We start from the raw sequence: 16,861 nt of genomic DNA on the forward strand, positions 1-16,861 counted from the left end.
CCGCGCCTTGATGGATGAGGAACGGTGCGATGACAGCAGTGCCCGAGACGCTCGTGGGGGGCTCCGAGGAGGATCGTCCGCGCGTGCTGCGGAGCCGGGAGTCCCTGCAGGACCGCATCTACCTCGGCAGCGTCCGGGCGACCGGCCTCCTGGTGCTCGCGATCGTCTCCTCGATCGGCGTCTTCCTGGGCCTGCAGTCGATCCCGACCCTGCGCCACTACGGCTTCGGGTTCTTCACCGAGTACCGCTGGCTGCCCAGCCAGGACATCATCGGGATCGCGGCCGTCGTCGTCGGCACCGTCCAGGTCGCCCTGCTGGCCCTGGTCGTCGCGTTCCCGCTCTCGCTGCTGACCGCGCTGTTCATCTCCGACTGGGCGCCGGCCCGGCTGCGTCCGACCCTGATCCGCCTGGTCGACATGATGGCCGCGGTCCCGGGCATCGTGTTCGGGCTGTGGGTGCTCTTCGTGATCCAGCCGCACGCCACCGAGGTGGCCCACTGGATCAGCAAGCACGTCGGGTGGTTCCCGCTCTTCCACGTCCGCACCGACGTCGACTACCCGATCTGGAACCAGCTGCCCGGCTACCCGTCGTACGCCGGGTCCGCGTTCATCGCCGCCGTCGCGGTGTCCATGATGATCTTCCCGATGGCCACCTCGGTGATGCGCGAGGTCTTCTCCGAGGCGCCCGTCAACGAGAAGGAGGCGGCGCTCGCCCTGGGTGCCACCCGCTGGGCGATGGTGCGGACCGTGGTGCTGCCCTTCGGTCGCAGCGGCATCGTCGGTGGCACCATGCTGGCCCTCGGCCGGGCGCTCGGCGAGACCATCTCGGTGGTGCTGGTCATCTCCCAGACCTTCGAGATCAAGGGCTACGTGCTCGAGTCCGGCACCTCGACGATCTCCTCGCTGATCGCCTCCAGCTTCAAGGAGGCCTCGCCGGCCCAGCTCTCCGCCCTGCTCACCGCCGGGTTCGTGCTGTTCTGCATGACCCTGGTCGTCAACAGCTTCGCGGCGGTCATCGTGTCCCGCTCGCGCGGCAGGGACGTGACGGACCTGTGACCCAGACCGCCACCCGGCGCGCCCCCGCCCACGTGCGGCGCGAGCCCGTCACCCCCGCCTCCGTCCCGCCCGCGCCCCGGCCGCCGGTCCCGCCGGTGGTCGAGGACGTGCGCCGCCCCAGCGGCCGGACCCGCGAGGACCTGCTGAGCGTCGTCGGCGCCGGCGTGGCGTCGCTGGCGACCACCTGGCTCTTCTACACGCGGATCCTGCCGTTCGACGGGTCGATCGGCTTCGTCGTCCTCTGGTACGTCGTCTTCGTCCTCTTCTACGCCGGCCTGACCGCGCTGACCCAGCCGCGCCAGGTCGTGGTCGACCGGATCGTGACGACCGCGGTCATCGCCGCGCCGAGCCTGATCGCGCTGGCCCTGGCCAGCGTCGTGGTGATGACGGTGGTCAAAGGCCTCCCGGCGCTGACCCACTGGAACTTCTACACCGAGGACATGGCCGGCGTCCGGGCCAACGACTCGTTCAGCCGCGGCGGCATCCTGCACGCTCTGGTCGGGACCCTGATCGAGGTGGCCATCGCGGTGTCCATCGCCATGCCGCTGGGCGTCGCCACGGCCGTCTACATCTCCGAGGTCGGGGGGCGGGGCGCCGAGCTGGTCCGCACGGTGGTCGAGGCGATGACCGCGCTGCCCTCGATCGTCGCCGGCCTGTTCATCTACACGATCTGCCTGGTCTACCTCGGCATGCCGACCAGCGGCCTCGCGGCCGCCCTCGCGCTGGCGGTGATGGCGCTGCCGATCATGGCCCGGGCCAGCTACGTCGTGCTGGGGGTCGTGCCCGGGGGGCTGCGCGAGGCGTCGTACGCCCTGGGGGCGGGGAAGTGGCAGACGGTGTGGCGAGTGGTGCTCCCGACCGCCCGCCCGGGCCTGGCCACCGCCCTGATCCTCGGCATCGCGCGCGCCGTCGGGGAGACCGCGCCGGTGCTGCTCACCTCGGGCGCCTCGACGTACTTCAACGCCAACCCGGTCCAGGACCCGATGAACTCGCTGCCGCTCTACATCTATGCGGCCGTCCAGACCGGCAACCCCCAGATGGAGGAGCGGGCGTACGCCGCCGCCGCGGTCCTGCTCGCGGTCGTGCTCACCCTGTTCGTGCTCGCCCGGCTCGTCGCCGGCGGAAGGAAGTCCCGATGACCCGCCGTACCCGGATCCGCGCCGGCCTCGCCGTGGCGCTGGCGCTCTACGTCTCGCTGTTCGCCGGCCCCGGCGGCGCGAGCGTCGCGGCGGCGCCGTCGTACGCCCTGATCCAGGGGTCGGGATCCTCGTGGGCGGCCAACGCCGTCAACCAGTGGGTCGCCGACGGCGACGCGAAGGGCCTGAAGGTCGTCTACACCGCGAACGGTGCCGCGCAGGGCCGCAAGGACTACGCCAACAAGTCGACCGACTTCGGGGTCACCGACTCGCCGTACCGGGGCAAGGACCCGACGACCGGCGCGACGGACTCCCCGCTGGGCCGCTCCTTCGCCTACCTGCCGATCGTCTCGGGCGGCACCTCGTTCCCCTACCACGTCGAGGTCGGCGGCCAGATGGTCCGCAACCTCCGGCTCTCGGGCGACACGATCGCCAAGATCTTCACCAACCAGATCGACAACTGGAACGACGCGGCGATCACGAAGGACAACAACGGCCGGGCACTGCCGTCGATCCCGATCATCCCCGTGGTGCGCGCCGACGGCGCCGGCATCACCAACCAGTTCACGACCTGGATGGTCAGCCAGCACGCGAGCCTGTGGAAGGACTGCAACGGCGGCAAGCTCGCGCCGACCGACTACTTCCCCGTGAACTGCGGCCAGACCCGTGGTCAGCAGAAGGCCCAGGCCGGCTCCGACGGCGTCATGAACTACGTCAAGAGCAAGGGCGCCAACGGCGCGATCGCGATGGAGGAGTATTCCTACCCGCTGATGGCGAACTTCCCGGTCGCCAAGGTCCTGAACAAGGCCGGGTACTACACGCTGCCGACGCAGTACAACGTCGCGGTGGCGCTGACCGCCGCCGAGATCAACAACAACCCGAAGGACCCCGAGTACCTGACCCAGAAGCTGGACCGGGTCTACGTGAACGCCGACAAGCGCACCTACCCGCTGTCGTCGTACGTCTACGCGATCATCCCGACCGCCGCGAACGACTCGCGGATGACCACCGCCAAGCGGCAGACGATCGTCGACTTCCTGAAGCAGTCGATCTGCGAGGGACAGTCGGAGATCGGGCCGATCGGCTACTCGCCGCTCCCCATCAACCTGGTCCAGGCTGGCTTCACCCAGGTCAACAAGCTGAAGCTCGCCGACCAGAAGGTGCAGTTCGACGCCTCGATCATCACGAACGTCAAGAACTGCCACAACCCGACCTTCGTCGCGGGCAAGCCGCACGAGAACCACCTCGCGAAGGTGGCGCCGTTCCCCGCCGAGTGCGACCGTCCTGGCAAGGGGCCGTGCGCGGAGACCGTGGGCTCCTACAACGAGAACCCCGACGAGGACGGCGACGTCCCGGCCGACGCCGGCAACGGGGGTGGGGGCGGCGGTGGCGGCAACGGCGGCGGGACCGCCACGCCGACGGCGGGTGCCACGGCGTCCCCCGGAGCCACCCCGACCGCCACCGGGGGAGGGGCCGCGCCCGCGGCGACCGACACTGACGGCGACGGGCTGCCCGACGCCCCGCAGGCCGGCACCGATCCGGCCGCCGGTGAGGGCGGCGTGGACGGCGCCACCGCGGGGACGGCGGCCGTGGTCGCCACGACTCTCGACGCCGACGCGGCGGGATCGGGTGCGGTGCTGAAGGTGCTGGTCGTGGGGTTGTTCCTCGGGGCGCTGGTCGTCCCGGTGACGGTCGGCCAGGTCTTCGCGCGCCGTCGGGGCCGGCGTTGAGCGCCGCGACCACCCGGCGCCGGGCCGCCTCGCGGGTGCTGCTCGCCGCGGCGCTGCTGCTCGCCTCCGTGGCCGGCGTGCTGCCGATGCTGCAGGGGTCGGCCGACGCGGCCACCGGTGCGGCGGTGACCAAGACGGTCACGGCCACCCGGGCGTTCCTCGACGAGGACGGCACCCGCCGCCAGGTCAGCAGCAACCGGGTCACGCTCGCGGTGTCGCAGACCCAGGACCTGCGCGGTCGCCAGGAGATCCACGTCTCCTGGTCGGGGGCGATCCCCACCGGGGGCATCGTGACCGACCCGAACGCCTCCGACGGTCGCAACCAGGAGTACCCCTTCGTGCTGCTCCAGTGCCGCGGGGTGGACACGACCGGCAAGGTCCCGGCGGGTCAGGCCCGCCTGACGCCGGAGACCTGCTGGACCCAGACCTCGCCCGAGCGCTACCTCGCGGCGGCCTCGCACACGCCCTCGTGGCGCTTCGACGCCTACGCACCGGCGGCCGAGCGTGGCGCCGTCGTCGGTCAGCCGGCCAACCTCCCGGCCGCGTGCGCCGAGCTGAGTCAGCCCCTCACCGCTCGGTGGGTGCCGTTCCGCTCGGCCGGGGGCGAGGTCTTCTACGGCGGACCCGACCCGGGCGCCGGCTGCACGCCCCTCGCGCCGGAGTCGGACAGCGCGGAGGGCGGTGGTCTGACCAGCAACACGACGTACGGCATCACGGGCACGGACGGTCGGGGCGAGGCCGACTTCGCGGTCTGGACGGCGGCGGAGAACCAGTCGCTGGGCTGCTCGGTCTCGGTCGACTGCGCGCTCGTGGCGGTGCCGATCGTCGGCCTCAGCTGCGACGCCTGGGGCCGGGCCCTGCCCGCCGGTGCGGTGCAGACGACCAAGGCCGGTGCGCCGCTGACCGCGCAGCAGCTGACCACGGCCGACACCACCTGCCGCCGCACCGGGGCCTACGAGCCCGGGATGCCGCGCTCGAGCGAGTCGACCGACCAGGCCGTGCGGGGGAACCTGTGGTGGGCCGCCTCCAACTGGCGCAACCGGATCACCGTCCCGCTGGACTTCGCGGTCACCGGCTCGGTCTGCGACACGGTGAGCAAGGAGCCGCCGGTGGAGCTGATGGGCTCGGTCGTCGTCAACGAGCTCACCGCGTCCTGGCGGCCGGCCTTCTGCACGAGCAAGGACCTGTTCACCTTCACCCACGTCCAGCAGGCCGACTCGCTGGCCCGGACCCTGGTCGAGGCCGGGGAGATCGACGGGGCCTTCAGCTCGGCACCGAAGGCCGGGGGGTACGGGCGACCGGTCGTCCAGGCGCCGCTCGCCATCGGCGGCTTCGCCCTCGCGTTCACCATCGACGACGCCGACAAGCAGCGACGCGAGACCCTCAACCTGAACGCCCGGCTGGTGGCCAAGCTGCTCAGCGCGTCGTACCCCGCCTCGTCGGTCGTCCGTGACTATCACGAGGGCCTCGACCACAACCCGCTCAACATCACGCTGGACCCCGAGTTCCAGGCCCTCAACCCCGGGCTTCCGCAGAGCGCGTCGCTGGAGTCCGGTGCCGCGCTGCAGGTGTTCTCCGCCAACACCGACCTGGTCTGGGCGCTGAGCTCGTGGATCGACTCGGACCCCGAGGCCCGGGCCTGGCTGGACGGGTACGCCGACCCCTGGGGGATGACGGTCAACGAGGCGTACCGCGGGCTGGACCTGCCGGTCGACAACTGGCCGCTCCTCGACGAGTTCGTCGCGCCGGACTGGTACAAGGAGCAGAACGCCTGCTACAAGAACAGCCCCACGCCCTTCCTCCAGCTGGTGGCCAACCCGCCGTCGAACCTGGCCGCGGTGCTGGTGAACATGCAGTACGCCAAGTCCGCCGTCGCCACCGTCTGCCGCTACGACGGCAACGACCCGACGTCCCTCCCGCTCCGGCAGCAGGGCCGGCAGGACGTCGGCTACCGCTTCGTCCTCGGCCTGGTCTCGGTCTCCTCGGCCAGCCGGTACAACCTGCGGACGGCCGCCCTGCAGACCACGTCCGCGGTCAAGCCCGCCCAGCGGTTCACCGACACGACGGGCCGGCGCTTCGTGCGGGCGGACCTGGCCGGACTCCGGGCCGCCAGCCAGCTCCTCGAGGCCGACGACGAGGCGGGCACGTGGCGCCTCGACTACGGCCGGCTGAGCACGGATGACGGCGCGGCCGCCTATCCCGGGGCCCTGCCGGTGTACGCCGTGCTCCCGACCAGCGGGCTGGACGACAAGACGGCCACCCGGCTCGCCAAGCTGCTCTGCTACTCGCACACCCGCGGTCAGCGGTCGGGAGCGGCGAACGGGAGGCTGCCCGTCGGCTACCTCCCGGTGACCGCGGCGAACGGGCTCGGGGCCGAGCAGGACTACGTGCTCAACGCGGCCGCTGCCGTGCGGGCCCAGGACCGTGAGGTGCCCGCGCTCGACGCCGCTCCGACCACCCGGGCGCAGGCGTGCGACTTCTCGGCCGCGAAGCCGACGGCCACGTCCTCGCCGAGCCCGAGCGACTCCCCGTCGCCGTCCGAACCGACCGCGCCGAGCGTGACGCCCCCGACGGTCCCGGCCGCCGCCGTACCCTCGGCCCCGGTGCCGACCGCGACGGTGCCGACCGGCGTCCCGTCGGTCAGCACGGCCCCGATCGTCGAGGCGGCCACGGTGGCGACCGCCGGGCAGTCCTCCGACCTCGGCCGGCTGGGCGTGCCGTTCCTCCTCCTGCTCGCCTTCGCGAGCGCCCTGACCGGTGTGGTGCTGCGGTGGCTCGACGAGCTCGGCGAGGCGACCCGCCTGGCCTGGGCCGAGGCGCGTGGCTGGGTGAGGCGATGAGCACGATCGTGCCCGAGCGCAGCACCGTCCTCCACCCGGGCGTCGTCGATGCCTCGGCGCCTCCGGGACGCGACGAGGAGCAGGGCCGTCGTATCACCTCGCAGATGCTGATCGGGGTCTCGCTGCTGGTGACCTGGTTCCTGGTCTACCTGTTCGTGCTGAGCGGCCTGGAGCAGGGCCAGGTCCAGGCGGGCCTCTACAGCCGCCTGCGGACCGAGCTCGCCGAGGGCACCGCTCCGACCGGCGCGCCGATCGAGCCGGGCCGGCCGGTGGCGCTGCTCTCGATCCCCGGGATCGACGTCGAGGACGTCGTGGTCGTGGAGGGCAGCCGGCCCGGTCAGCTCCAGGACGGACCCGGCCACGTCCTGGGCAGTGTCCTTCCCGGCCAGCAGGGACTCAGCCAGGTGGCGGGGCGCTCGCTGAGCTTCGGCGCCCCGTTCGCCCGGATCGACGAGCTCCCGGTCGGCGCCGCGGTCGAGGTGACGACGGCGCAGGGTGAGTTCACCTACCGGGTGCTCGGCTCCCGGACCGAGGGGGACCCGCTACCGCCCGCTCCGGCTGCCGGTGCCTCTCGTCTGACCCTGGTGACCGCCTCGCGGGGCACCGGTCTCGGAGGGCTGCAGCCGCAGGAGACCGTGTACGTCGACGCCGCCCTCGACGAGGGCGCGGTGGTCGCGGGTCAGGTCGCGCTGAAGGACACCGGCGTCACGCTGATGTCCGCGCGGGCCGACACCACGACCCTCGCGCTGCTCGCCCTGGCGCTCCAGGTGCTCGTCGCCACCCTGGCCGGGTTCGCCTGGGCCTGGTCGTCCTGGTCGCGTCCGGCCGCCTGGCTCGCGGGCGGCCCCTGCGTGCTGGCGGCGCTGTGGCTGGTGTCGTCCCTCGCTTCCCGTCTCCTCCCGGCGCTGATCTGACCCATGCGCCCCACCGACCCCGGCAGCCCCCTGCCGTTTATCTCGGGTAAATCACTCAGGAAAGGCAACGTGATGCACCAGTACCGCAAGAGCCTGGGCGCGGCCGCCGTCGCCCTGGCGACGACCGCCGCCCTCGGGCTGTCGGGTGCGCCGGCGCAGGCCGACCCCGCGCCGCAGGAGAAGGACGTCGTGGCCACCGGGTCCGACATCATCCAGAACTCCTTCAACTTCCTGGCCGACGGCTACAAGCAGCTGCCCGGCTACAACACGGCCGGCAACCGCTGGCGCTTCATCAACTTCGACTCCTCCGGCGACGCCCAGGGCCGCAGCGCGTTCACCGACCCGCGGCTGCTCCCGACGATCACCGGCAACGGCACGCTCGGCGAGAACGGCGCCAAGTACGTCAAGCAGAGCGACGTCAAGCTGCTCAACCCGACCATCGCCCTGCGCGCCGGTCAGGACCTCGTCGTCCGCCCGAGCGGCGGCGGCGGCGGCGGTCGCGACGCGATCATCGCCGACGACCAGGGCTGGATCGACGTGGGCCGCAGCCCGGACCCGCTCGACAAGGTCGAGAACGGCCCGGACTACCAGCAGCTGGCCTTCGCCAAGCAGGGCACCAAGCTGCTCCGCGTGCAGATCGCCACGGACCGTCAGCTGATCGCGACGGCGACGACGACCAACGCGCCCGCCACCATCCCGGCCTCGGCGATCCTCAGCATCTACGCCGGCAACATCACCAAGTGGGGCCAGATCCCGGGCTACCAGGGTCCGGGGCAGGCCATCAACACCGCGGCGCCGACGTACACGGGTCCGGAGGCCGACGAGACGATCGTCGCGCTGATCCTGCCGACCGACGCGGGCATGTGGAACACCTTCGTCGCCAACGTCAAGCGGCAGAACCCGGGCAACACCGGCTTCACCGGCCGCGGCAACCCGAACAGCGTCCAGGTCCAGCAGAACGACCCGGTCTCGATCACCAGCCTGCCCGAGGCGCAGCGCAAGAACGCGATCGTGCCGTTCCCGCGGGGCCGCTTCCGGACCCTGAACACGGGCTACTACACCCAGACCTCCGACGGTGCGAAGACGAACAACTACAACACCGAGACCGGTCACCGCACCCCGGCCAGCGCGGCCGGGATCAAGCTGCTCGACGGCGACAGCAACGCCGACGTCAACCAGCCGACCGCGCCGTACGGCGGCAACTTCGCCTACAACGCCATCGTCCGTGAGCGGGACCTGAACAGCACCACGCCGTGGCAGCCGGGCAGCACGCTGAACTGGGTCGAGGCGCTGTTCTACAACCCCGACGGCCCGGCTCCGTTCGTCCGGACCCCCGCCGGCCAGGCCCTGCTGACCGCGGCCGGAGTGACGCCCCAGTACCGCGTCTTCGGCACCGACAACGCCGAGATCTCGGTCGACTGACCCGCTGGTCGGCCCTGAGGAGAGACAGACAGTCATGACCATCACGCTCACGCCCCTGCGGGCAGCTCTTGCCGTCCTCGTGGTCGGCGTGGTGATCGTGGCCGGAGTCCTTCTCTGGCCGGAGCAGGACCAGGACGAGCAGCGGGACCAGTCCCCACGGGCCGCGCCGTACGACGACACCCTGGCGGCCGGTTCCCTCACGCTGTGCTCGGCGGACGGTCAGCCCGTCACCGAGGGCAGCACGAAGGACCGACCGTTCGCGGACGTCGTACGCGGGGAGACGGCGCTGCCGTCGGAGCTCGACCCCGCCGGCGCGGTGGCGACCCTCTACGCCTACCAGCCGCGTGAGGGAGTCGGGACCGAGGAGTTCAGCGGGACGGCGATCACCGCCGCCGAGGTGCTCCCGGACCCGGGGCAGCCCGCGGTGCGCGTCACCGAGGACGCGTGGTCGGTGGACGACTTCGTCACCGCCTTCCCCGCGACCTACGACGGCTTCGTCCAGCTGCGGCTCTACCTCGGCACGCCCGGCGCCGGGACCCTCTCGACGAGCCCCTACGACACCGCCGACCTCCGGGTCGACGACGGTCGCTGGGAGCTCGTGCGAGGCGGTTCCGCCTCCTGTGCCGACGCCGAGTCGCTCGTCCCCTGACCCGGTCGGCCGACCGCGCGGTCACCAGACCACAAGGAGAAGATGATGCAGATCAGAGTGAAGAAGACGTGGGCTGCGGCCCTCGGTCTCACCGTCGCCCTGTCGACCGCGGGCGGCGTCGCCCTCGGTGCCGGGGACGACGACTGGTACGCCGGTGACGAGAACGTCACGGTGCCCGACCACGACAAGATCGCCGCGACCCTGAAGCTCTACAACGCTTCCGGGACCGAGGTGACCTCCGGTACGGCGAGCGCGCCGATCGCCGCCATCGCGGCCGTCGGCTCGCCCGTGCGCGCCGGCGACACCTTCGGCACGCTCTACGCCCACCAGGTGCGGTCCGACACGGCGCCCGGCGCCTGGCCGGGCATCCAGGTGAGCGGCACGAGCAAGTTCAGCGGCGAGGGGGCGATCGCCGTACCCGCCGCGCTGGTCAACAGCCCTGCCGTGGACGCCGACGCCCCGGGCACCTCCACGCTGGCCGACGTGGCCGGCTCGTTCACGACCACCGGAGGTGCGGTCGCGAACGTCTACGAGCTGCGCCTGCGGACGAGCTCGCCCTCGGGCGGCGTCGGGACGTCGTACGCCGCGACGTACGTGCGGGTCGACGGCGACACCTGGGAGGTCACCGACAACCCCGGCGAGGTCGAGCCCGACCCGGAGCCGGTCGCCACCTCGGTGGCCGTCGCCTGGCCGGCGTCGCTCGGCTACGGCCGGGCCGCCACGGTCGGGGTGACCGTCACCGCCGCCTCGGGTGCGGCGAAGCCGACCGGTGCGGTCCGGCTGCTGCAGGGGACCCGGGTGCTGGCCACGGCCACGCTCACGGCAGCGGGTACGGCGAGCCTGCCGATCGCGAGGACGGCACTCGCGCCGGGCTCGCGTCCGCTGCGGGTCGCCTACCTGGGAGCCACGGACGCGTTCGTGGCCTCCACCTCGGCGGTCAAGCCGTACACGGTCGCCAAGGCCGCGAGCGGCACGCCGGTCCTGCGGATCACCAAGAAGCCGACCGCGAAGAAGGCCGGCAAGGCGACCGTCACGGTGGCCGTCCCCGCGGGTCTGGCGAAGGCCGGCGGTCGGGCGACCGTGGTCCTCACCAAGGGGAAGTCGGTCACGAGGGTCGTCGTGGCGGTCCGCTCGGGCGCGGCCTCGGTGAAGCTGCCGAAACTGAAGAAGGGCACCTGGTCGATCCGGGTCGACTACCAGGGTGACGCGTACTACCTGCCCGCGAAGTCGAAGACCGTCAAGGTCAAGGCGAAGTAGGGTTTCTCTACCGAACAACTGGGTGGTGTCGGCGTTCTGCCGCCGGCACCACCCGGTCGCCCGGCTCGTCGAGCCGGGGCACAACCAGGAGGGTGCATGAGTGCCGAGCTGAGCGAGGCCACCGATCCGACCGGCGTGCTGCCGGTGTTCGTCGACGAGGTCGCGGCCACCCCGGCTCCCCGGGTGTCGACCGCGGCGACGCTGGAGGCCGACCGGGTCTCGGCCTGGTTCGGTCAGCGCAAGGTGCTCGACCGGGTCTCCCTCGACATCCCCGCCGGGCGGGTGACCGCCCTGATCGGTCCGTCCGGGTGCGGCAAGTCGACCTTCCTGCGCATCCTCAACCGGATGCACGAGCTGGTGCCGAGCGCGCAGCTCGCGGGCGAGGTGCGGCTCGACGGCCAGGACATCTACGACCCGGAGCGTCGGCTGACCGACGCCCGCAAGGCCATCGGGATGGTCTTCCAGAAGCCGAACCCGTTCCCGGCGATGTCCATCGCCGACAACGTGCTGGCCGGCCTGAAGATCACCGGCACCAAGATCGCCCGCCCGGACCGGGAGGCGCTGATCGAGGAGTCGCTGACCCGGGCCGGCCTCTGGAACGAGGTCAAGGACCGGCTCAAGCAGCCCGGCTCCGCGCTCTCCGGCGGCCAGCAGCAGCGGCTGTGCATCGCGCGCTCGCTCGCCGTACGGCCCCGGGTGCTGCTGATGGACGAGCCCTGCTCGGCCCTCGACCCGACCTCGACGCGGGTGGTCGAGGAGACGATCGGCGAGATCGCCGCCGACGTCACCATCGTGATCGTCACCCACAACATGCAGCAGGCGCAGCGGGTCTCCGACCAGTGCGCGTTCTTCCTCGCGGCCCAGGGCACGCCCGGCGTGATCGTCGAGCACGGGCCGACCGACGTGGTCTTCGAGAACCCGCAGGACCAGCGGACCTCCGACTACGTCAACGGCCGCTTCGGCTGAGCCGGGCGGCGGGGGCCGCGGGCGAATCGGCCGCCATGTAACGCGATGTTCGCCGCACTGGGTACGCGCTGCAGCAGGTACCCAGTGCGGCGAACATCGCGTTACAGCGGGGCCGGCTCCGGGGCCGCGGCCGGCTCGAGCGAGCCGCGCCGGCGCAGGTCGAGCGGGGACGGGCGGCGGTGCAGCCGCTCGTCGAGGAGTACGGCGGCCTGCTCGTGGCGCCCGGCGTTGACCAGGGCGAACAGCAGCGTCTCCTCCACCACCTCGCGCTGCGCGGCCGAGCCGCCGACCCGCGCGAGCACCGGCAGCACGTCCTCGATCAGGGTCGCGGCGTCGGTCCACCGGCCCTCGACCGAGGCCTCCAGCGCCTGGCAGAGGGTGGCGACGGTGCCGCGCAGCACGCCGTCCTTGGAGCGGCGGCAGTGGGCGGCGAGCTCGCGGAGCCGGTGCAGGTCGCCGGCGGCGGCCAGGGCGATGGCCGCGTGCAGCGCGACGAACGGCGTCTGTGGCCGGTCGAGCAGCGTCGGGTCGACCGCGTCGAGCACCGGAGCGACCGGCGGCGGTGCGCCCTCGCCCGGGAAGGCGGCCGGCCACTCGCTGGTCGTCATCCGCCAGCGCCACAGCAGGCTGGCGGAGTCGACCAGGGCCCGCACGCCGGCGACGTCGGGCGCGGCGAGCTGCGAGTAGTAGCGGCGGCGGACCGCCTCGGTGTCGCCGAGCGCCAGCTCGTGCAGCGCGGCGTGCCAGGAGAAGTGGGCGCGGTGGCTGGCCGAGCGGCCGCTCTCGGCGACCCAGTGGTCGAGCCAGACCCGACCGACCTCGTGCTGGCCGGTCTCGTAGAGGACGTGGGTCTGCGCGTGCACCGCGTGGCCGGACGACGGCTCGCAGGACAGCGCGCTCTCCGCGAGCAGGCCGGCCTCGTCGAAGAGGCCCTGGTCCTGGCGGGTGAAGGCGAGCAGGGAGATGTACCACCAGTGGTCGCCGTACGCCGGGGCGAGGCCCTCGACCAGGTCCCACGCCTCCTGCTGGACGTCGGTGACGCCGGAGAAGGCGATCGTCGGGACCGCCGCCGAGACGGCGAGGACGTCGCGCGGGTGCAGCGAGATGTGGTGCATGAGGGCGTCGGCCCCGGCCCGTCGTACGTCCTTGACCCGGAGGCCGACCACGTCGACCAGGCTGCGCTCGCGGTCGTCGCCGCGCTGACGGGCGGCCTTGCGGGCGGCGTCGAGCGAGGCGCGTACGTCGGCGTCGGCCCCGGCCTCGTGGCCGAGCATCGCGAGGGCGGCGTGGGCGAGCGCGAAGCCGGGGTCGAGCTCGGTCGCCCGGCGCAGCTGCTCCTCGGCGCCGTCCTGGAGCCGCATCAGCCGCTCGAGGCCGGCGTTGTAGGCCGCCGCAGCCTCGCTGGTGGTCGAGATCGGCAGGCCGAGCGGGTCGCGGGGACGGGCGACGGGGTGCCGGCCGCCGACCAGGCGACCGTCGGCGAGCCGGCGGGGGAGCGGGGCGACCTCGTCGAGGACCGCCCGGGCGACGGAGGCCGCCTGCAGCCGGATCTCGGGGACGGCGGTGGTCTCCCACAGCTCGCCACGGCGCAGCGCGCCGATGGTCCACAGCGGGGCGTCGGTCTCGCCGTCCGAGGCGAGCAGCCGGCCGTCGGCGGTGCGCAGGCCGAGGCCGGCGACGTCGATCGAGGCCAGGGCGGCGCCACCACGCTCGCGGAGCAGGTCGTCGAGGACGGGGTTGCCGAGCAGGCGCAGGTCGGACTGGGGGCCGGTGCAGTTGACGACCCAGCCGACCTCGCGGGTGCTGCCGTCGTCGAGGGTCACGCGCAGGCCGCCGGTCGGCAGCGGCTCGCAGTCGGCGACCCGGCCACTGCCGATCGCCAGGCGGCCCTCGGCGCGCAGGCCGTCGAGCCGGACCGCGCTGGAGGGAGCCATCCGGTGGCGATAGGTGTTCCAGCGTCCGGCGTCCTCGGTCAGGAAGGCTTCGCGGTCCTCGGCGGAGAACCGGCCCCACAGCTCCTGGACCCGGAACCGCAGCCCGTCGAGCGCGGGCCGCCAGTCGCCGGTGGTGCTGCGGACCTCGGCGACGTGCCGGTCGACCGCGGCCCGCACGTCGGCCAGGCCGGTGCCCCAGTCGGAGATGTCGGGGATCGCGGCGAGCTGCGGCTGCGGCGCGTGCACCTGCGGGAGCCGGCCGCCGCGGGAGATCGCGTGGACGACCCGGTCGTCGCGGTTGGCGCCGTCGGTGAGCGAGAAGACGACGTCGACCATGGTCAGGCCGGTGCCGACCAGCAGCACGTCGGCCGGCCCGCTGCGGTCACGTCGTACGACGTCGAGGGCTCCGCGGGCCCAGGGGTCGGCCACGAAGAAGGGGGAGGCGGTGAGCGACTCCGGCGCCCAGGCGCTGCCGGCGGCGGGCAGGCCGGACGCGAACACGGCGGCGTCCGCGACGACCTCGCCGCCGCAGCCGGTGCGCAGTGAGACCCCGCTGGTGGTGCGTCGTACGCCGACAACCTGCTGGCGCACGTGCCGCAGCCCCACCTCGCCGTACGACGCGCGCTGCGCCTCGTCGAGGGTCTCGTCGAGGTAGCGGGCCCACTGGCGCCGGGGCGCGAAGTCGTAGGGGTGGGTGCGGGCGTCGGGGTCGACGTCCTCGGCCTCGCGCTGGCGCCAGGCGGCGAAGTGGCTCGGCTCCTCGGGCAGCGCGGTCATGCCCGAGGCCGGCACGTTGAGCAGGTGCTGCTCGTCGGGAGTACCGAAGGCGACGCCCTGGCCGCGGCGGTCGACCGGGTCGACGAGGACGATGTCGAGCCCGGTGCTGCGGCGGGCGGCGGTGCGGGTCAGGTGGAGCGCGACCAGGGTGCCGGCTGCCCCGGCCCCGACCACGGCGACGGTCGGTCCGTGCCCGCGGGGGCGTCGTCCACTGGCCATGGCTCAACCGTCCTAACACAACAAGATGACTCGACAAACTGCAGTCTAGGCGGTCCGAGGGCGTCGCGCCGAATGTCGGCGCGACGCCCCGGGTTCAGCGGTAGTTCGTGAACTGCACCGCGAAGTCGTAGTCCTGCTGCTTGACCAGGGCCTGCACGGCCTGGAGGTCGTCGCGCTTCTTCGACGACACGCGCAGCTCGTCGCCCTGGATCTGCGCCTTGACGCCCTTGGGCCCCTCGTCGCGGATCAGCTTGGAGATCTTCTTCGCGTCCTCGGAGCTGATGCCCTCCTTGAGTGCGATGCCGATCTTGGACTGCTGGCCCGACGCCCGCGGCTCCGAGGCGTCGAGGATCTTCAGGCTCTGCTGGCGCTTGATCAGCTTGTCCTTGAAGACGTCGAGTACGGCGGTCGCGCGGTCGTCGGCCGACGCGGTGATCTCGATCGCCTCGTCGCCCTGCCACTCGATGGTGGCGCCGGTGCCCTTGAAGTCGAACCGGGTCGCGATCTCGCGGGCGGCCTGCCCGAGCGCGTTGTCGACCTCCTGGCGGTCGATCTTGCTGACGATGTCGAAGGACGAGTCGGCCATGGGTGCTCCTCGTGTGACGGTTTCGTGCTGCTGATGGGGCTGCGCTATTCTTTCGTCTCGTTGTCCACCGGCCAAGCTGGGACGACGACATCCCTGGCAGATTGCCCGAGCGGCCAATGGGAGCGGACTGTAAATCCGTCGGCGTAGCCTTCGAAGGTTCGAATCCTTCATCTGCCACCAGGGAAGCAAAGGGCCTCTGACCTGCGGAAACGCAGGTCAGGGGCCCTGTTGCGATACGGGCTCAGGGTATCCGGCCAAGCGGGTTTCGGACCTACCGCCTCACGGCAGCCTGCAAGTCGCTGACCTACGGAAACGCGATGCCGCCATGGTGTGGCGCGGAGCGCGTGACAGATACGTGCCAACGTTGCGGGTCGTTGTGGGAGGCGTCAAGCAGGCTGACGCGGTGGCCTGCGACTTCGGCTACACGGGGGTATGCCTTGGCAACGGGGCGCAGCGCCGTCCTGGTTCCTCAGGACCTGCATGCATTGGGTGTGTGAGTCGAGATCGTCGTGGGTGGACTCTGGGCTAGAGCGGACGGTTTCAGCCCTGCGATGGTGAGCCAGTCTCGGGACGATGGATGGTCGAAGGGGACTGCTGCAACACCCGATGTCGGCGCGGCTTCGGTGTCGGTGAGCGGACGGGTGTCCAGGCACCCGGGAGGCCGGGTCAGACGTCGTCGGCTCGGCCTCCGGCGTGGTGAGCAAGAACCGGGAGCCAAATGTCGTCGACGATCTGTTCGACGCGGTTGTCGCTCGACGCGACGCCGTTGGAGAGGAAGTCGAGTGAGGCCATCTGTGGCCCGAGGTTGATGACGGGCGCGGGAATGTCGTGGGGAGGGATGGTGAAGCGCAGTCCGTCGATGAGGGGGTCGGCTCTGTCGTAGGCGTGGCGCAGGCAGAGCAGGACGGACTCGATGGGGCGTTGGTCGTCCGTGGGGGGCACTGGTGCCACTCCTGCGTCGGCGATCACGGCCCGCATCGCCTGCCCGAAAGGCGACTCGAAGTTGCGGCCCGAGGTGTGAAGCCCGCGGATGAGGTCGGCTCGGAGTGACCCGAGGCTGGGCATGACCGGGACCGGTTGGACCGCGTTGCGGTACATGGCTGCGCGGATGAGCGCGGTTCGGCTGGACCACCGTGCGTACAGCGACGCCTTCCCTGATCGAGCTCGTGCGGCGACGCCCTCCATGGTAAAGCCGTGCCAGCCCTTCTCGGCCAGCTCCTCCCACGCGGCCTGGAGGAGTTCGTCCTCGAGGACGCGACCCCGGCGCCGGGTCCTGCGGGCCGCAGTCTCGGGCTCCCGCGGTGCGCTATCCACAGGCGTCATGGTGCCGCAACAGTCCAGCGGGGCGGTTCGGGTGGTGCCGGCACGGCCGCAGC

12 protein-coding genes and 1 tRNA gene are annotated in these 16,861 nt (G+C 72.2%); 10 read left to right on the forward strand and 3 right to left on the reverse strand.

Going from position 1 to position 16,861, the window contains the following annotated elements; genetic code table 11:
- Positions 1 to 29: 29 nt before the first annotated feature.
- The 9 genes from pstC to BLT76_RS13785 all read left to right on the forward strand — a co-directional run bounded on the left by pstC (position 30) and on the right by BLT76_RS13785 (position 11,969).
- Positions 30 to 1,055 (forward strand): phosphate ABC transporter permease subunit PstC, encoded by a 1,026-nt coding sequence (gene pstC / locus BLT76_RS13745; protein WP_170867054.1) that lies wholly within the window; start codon positions 30 to 32, stop codon positions 1,053 to 1,055.
- Positions 1,052 to 2,194 carry a phosphate ABC transporter permease PstA gene (gene pstA / locus BLT76_RS13750; protein WP_244509407.1) on the forward strand — a complete coding sequence of 381 codons (1,143 nt, stop codon included), beginning with the start codon at positions 1,052 to 1,054 and terminating at the stop codon, positions 2,192 to 2,194. The genes pstC and pstA overlap by 4 nt, the downstream gene beginning before the upstream one ends.
- Positions 2,191 to 3,921 carry a substrate-binding domain-containing protein gene (locus BLT76_RS13755; protein WP_090856902.1) on the forward strand — a complete coding sequence of 577 codons (1,731 nt, stop codon included), beginning with the start codon at positions 2,191 to 2,193 and terminating at the stop codon, positions 3,919 to 3,921. The genes pstA and BLT76_RS13755 overlap by 4 nt, the downstream gene beginning before the upstream one ends.
- On the forward strand, positions 3,918 to 6,761 hold the full coding sequence (locus tag BLT76_RS13760; RefSeq protein ID WP_090856905.1) for a hypothetical protein: 2,844 nt from the start codon (positions 3,918 to 3,920) through the stop codon (positions 6,759 to 6,761). Before BLT76_RS13755 ends, BLT76_RS13760 begins: the two co-directional genes overlap by 4 nt.
- A complete protein-coding gene (locus BLT76_RS13765; RefSeq protein WP_090856908.1) occupies positions 6,758 to 7,675 on the forward strand; it encodes a sortase domain-containing protein in 918 nt (305 codons plus the stop codon). The genes BLT76_RS13760 and BLT76_RS13765 overlap by 4 nt, the downstream gene beginning before the upstream one ends.
- Positions 7,676 to 7,747: 72 nt before the next feature.
- A complete protein-coding gene (locus BLT76_RS13770) occupies positions 7,748 to 9,097 on the forward strand; it encodes a substrate-binding domain-containing protein (protein ID WP_090856911.1) in 1,350 nt (449 codons plus the stop codon).
- Between the two features lie 34 nt (positions 9,098 to 9,131).
- Positions 9,132 to 9,746, forward strand: coding sequence for a hypothetical protein (locus tag BLT76_RS13775; protein ID WP_090856914.1), 615 nt, complete (start codon positions 9,132 to 9,134; stop codon positions 9,744 to 9,746).
- 45 nt (positions 9,747 to 9,791) lie between these two features.
- Complete coding sequence (locus tag BLT76_RS13780) at positions 9,792 to 11,003, forward strand: Ig-like domain repeat protein (RefSeq protein WP_170867056.1); 1,212 nt, start codon at positions 9,792 to 9,794, stop codon at positions 11,001 to 11,003.
- Positions 11,004 to 11,099: 96 nt separating this feature from the next.
- Positions 11,100 to 11,969, forward strand: a complete 870-nt coding sequence (locus BLT76_RS13785; RefSeq protein ID WP_090856922.1) for a phosphate ABC transporter ATP-binding protein — start codon at positions 11,100 to 11,102, stop codon at positions 11,967 to 11,969.
- A gap of 101 nt (positions 11,970 to 12,070) precedes the next feature.
- Here BLT76_RS13785 and BLT76_RS13790 read toward each other — a convergent pair whose 3' ends face one another.
- Together BLT76_RS13790 and BLT76_RS13795 are read right to left on the reverse strand one after the other, a co-directional pair.
- Positions 12,071 to 14,899, reverse strand: coding sequence for an FAD/NAD(P)-binding protein (locus BLT76_RS13790; RefSeq protein WP_090856925.1), 2,829 nt, complete (start codon positions 14,897 to 14,899; stop codon positions 12,071 to 12,073).
- Between the two features lie 94 nt (positions 14,900 to 14,993).
- Positions 14,994 to 15,485, reverse strand: coding sequence for a YajQ family cyclic di-GMP-binding protein (locus BLT76_RS13795; RefSeq protein WP_090856928.1), 492 nt, complete (start codon positions 15,483 to 15,485; stop codon positions 14,994 to 14,996).
- Positions 15,486 to 15,580: 95 nt separating this feature from the next.
- Between BLT76_RS13795 and BLT76_RS13800 the strand changes: the two genes are divergently transcribed.
- Positions 15,581 to 15,665, forward strand: a tRNA-Tyr gene (locus tag BLT76_RS13800).
- A gap of 486 nt (positions 15,666 to 16,151) precedes the next feature.
- Here the strand turns inward: BLT76_RS13800 and BLT76_RS13805 are convergent.
- A complete protein-coding gene (locus tag BLT76_RS13805) occupies positions 16,152 to 16,799 on the reverse strand; it encodes a helix-turn-helix domain-containing protein (RefSeq protein ID WP_170867057.1) in 648 nt (215 codons plus the stop codon).
- Positions 16,800 to 16,861 lie beyond the last annotated feature (62 nt).

It is taken from the genome of Nocardioides lianchengensis (assembly GCF_900101465.1).
Taxonomy (GTDB): domain Bacteria; phylum Actinomycetota; class Actinomycetes; order Propionibacteriales; family Nocardioidaceae; genus Nocardioides; species Nocardioides lianchengensis.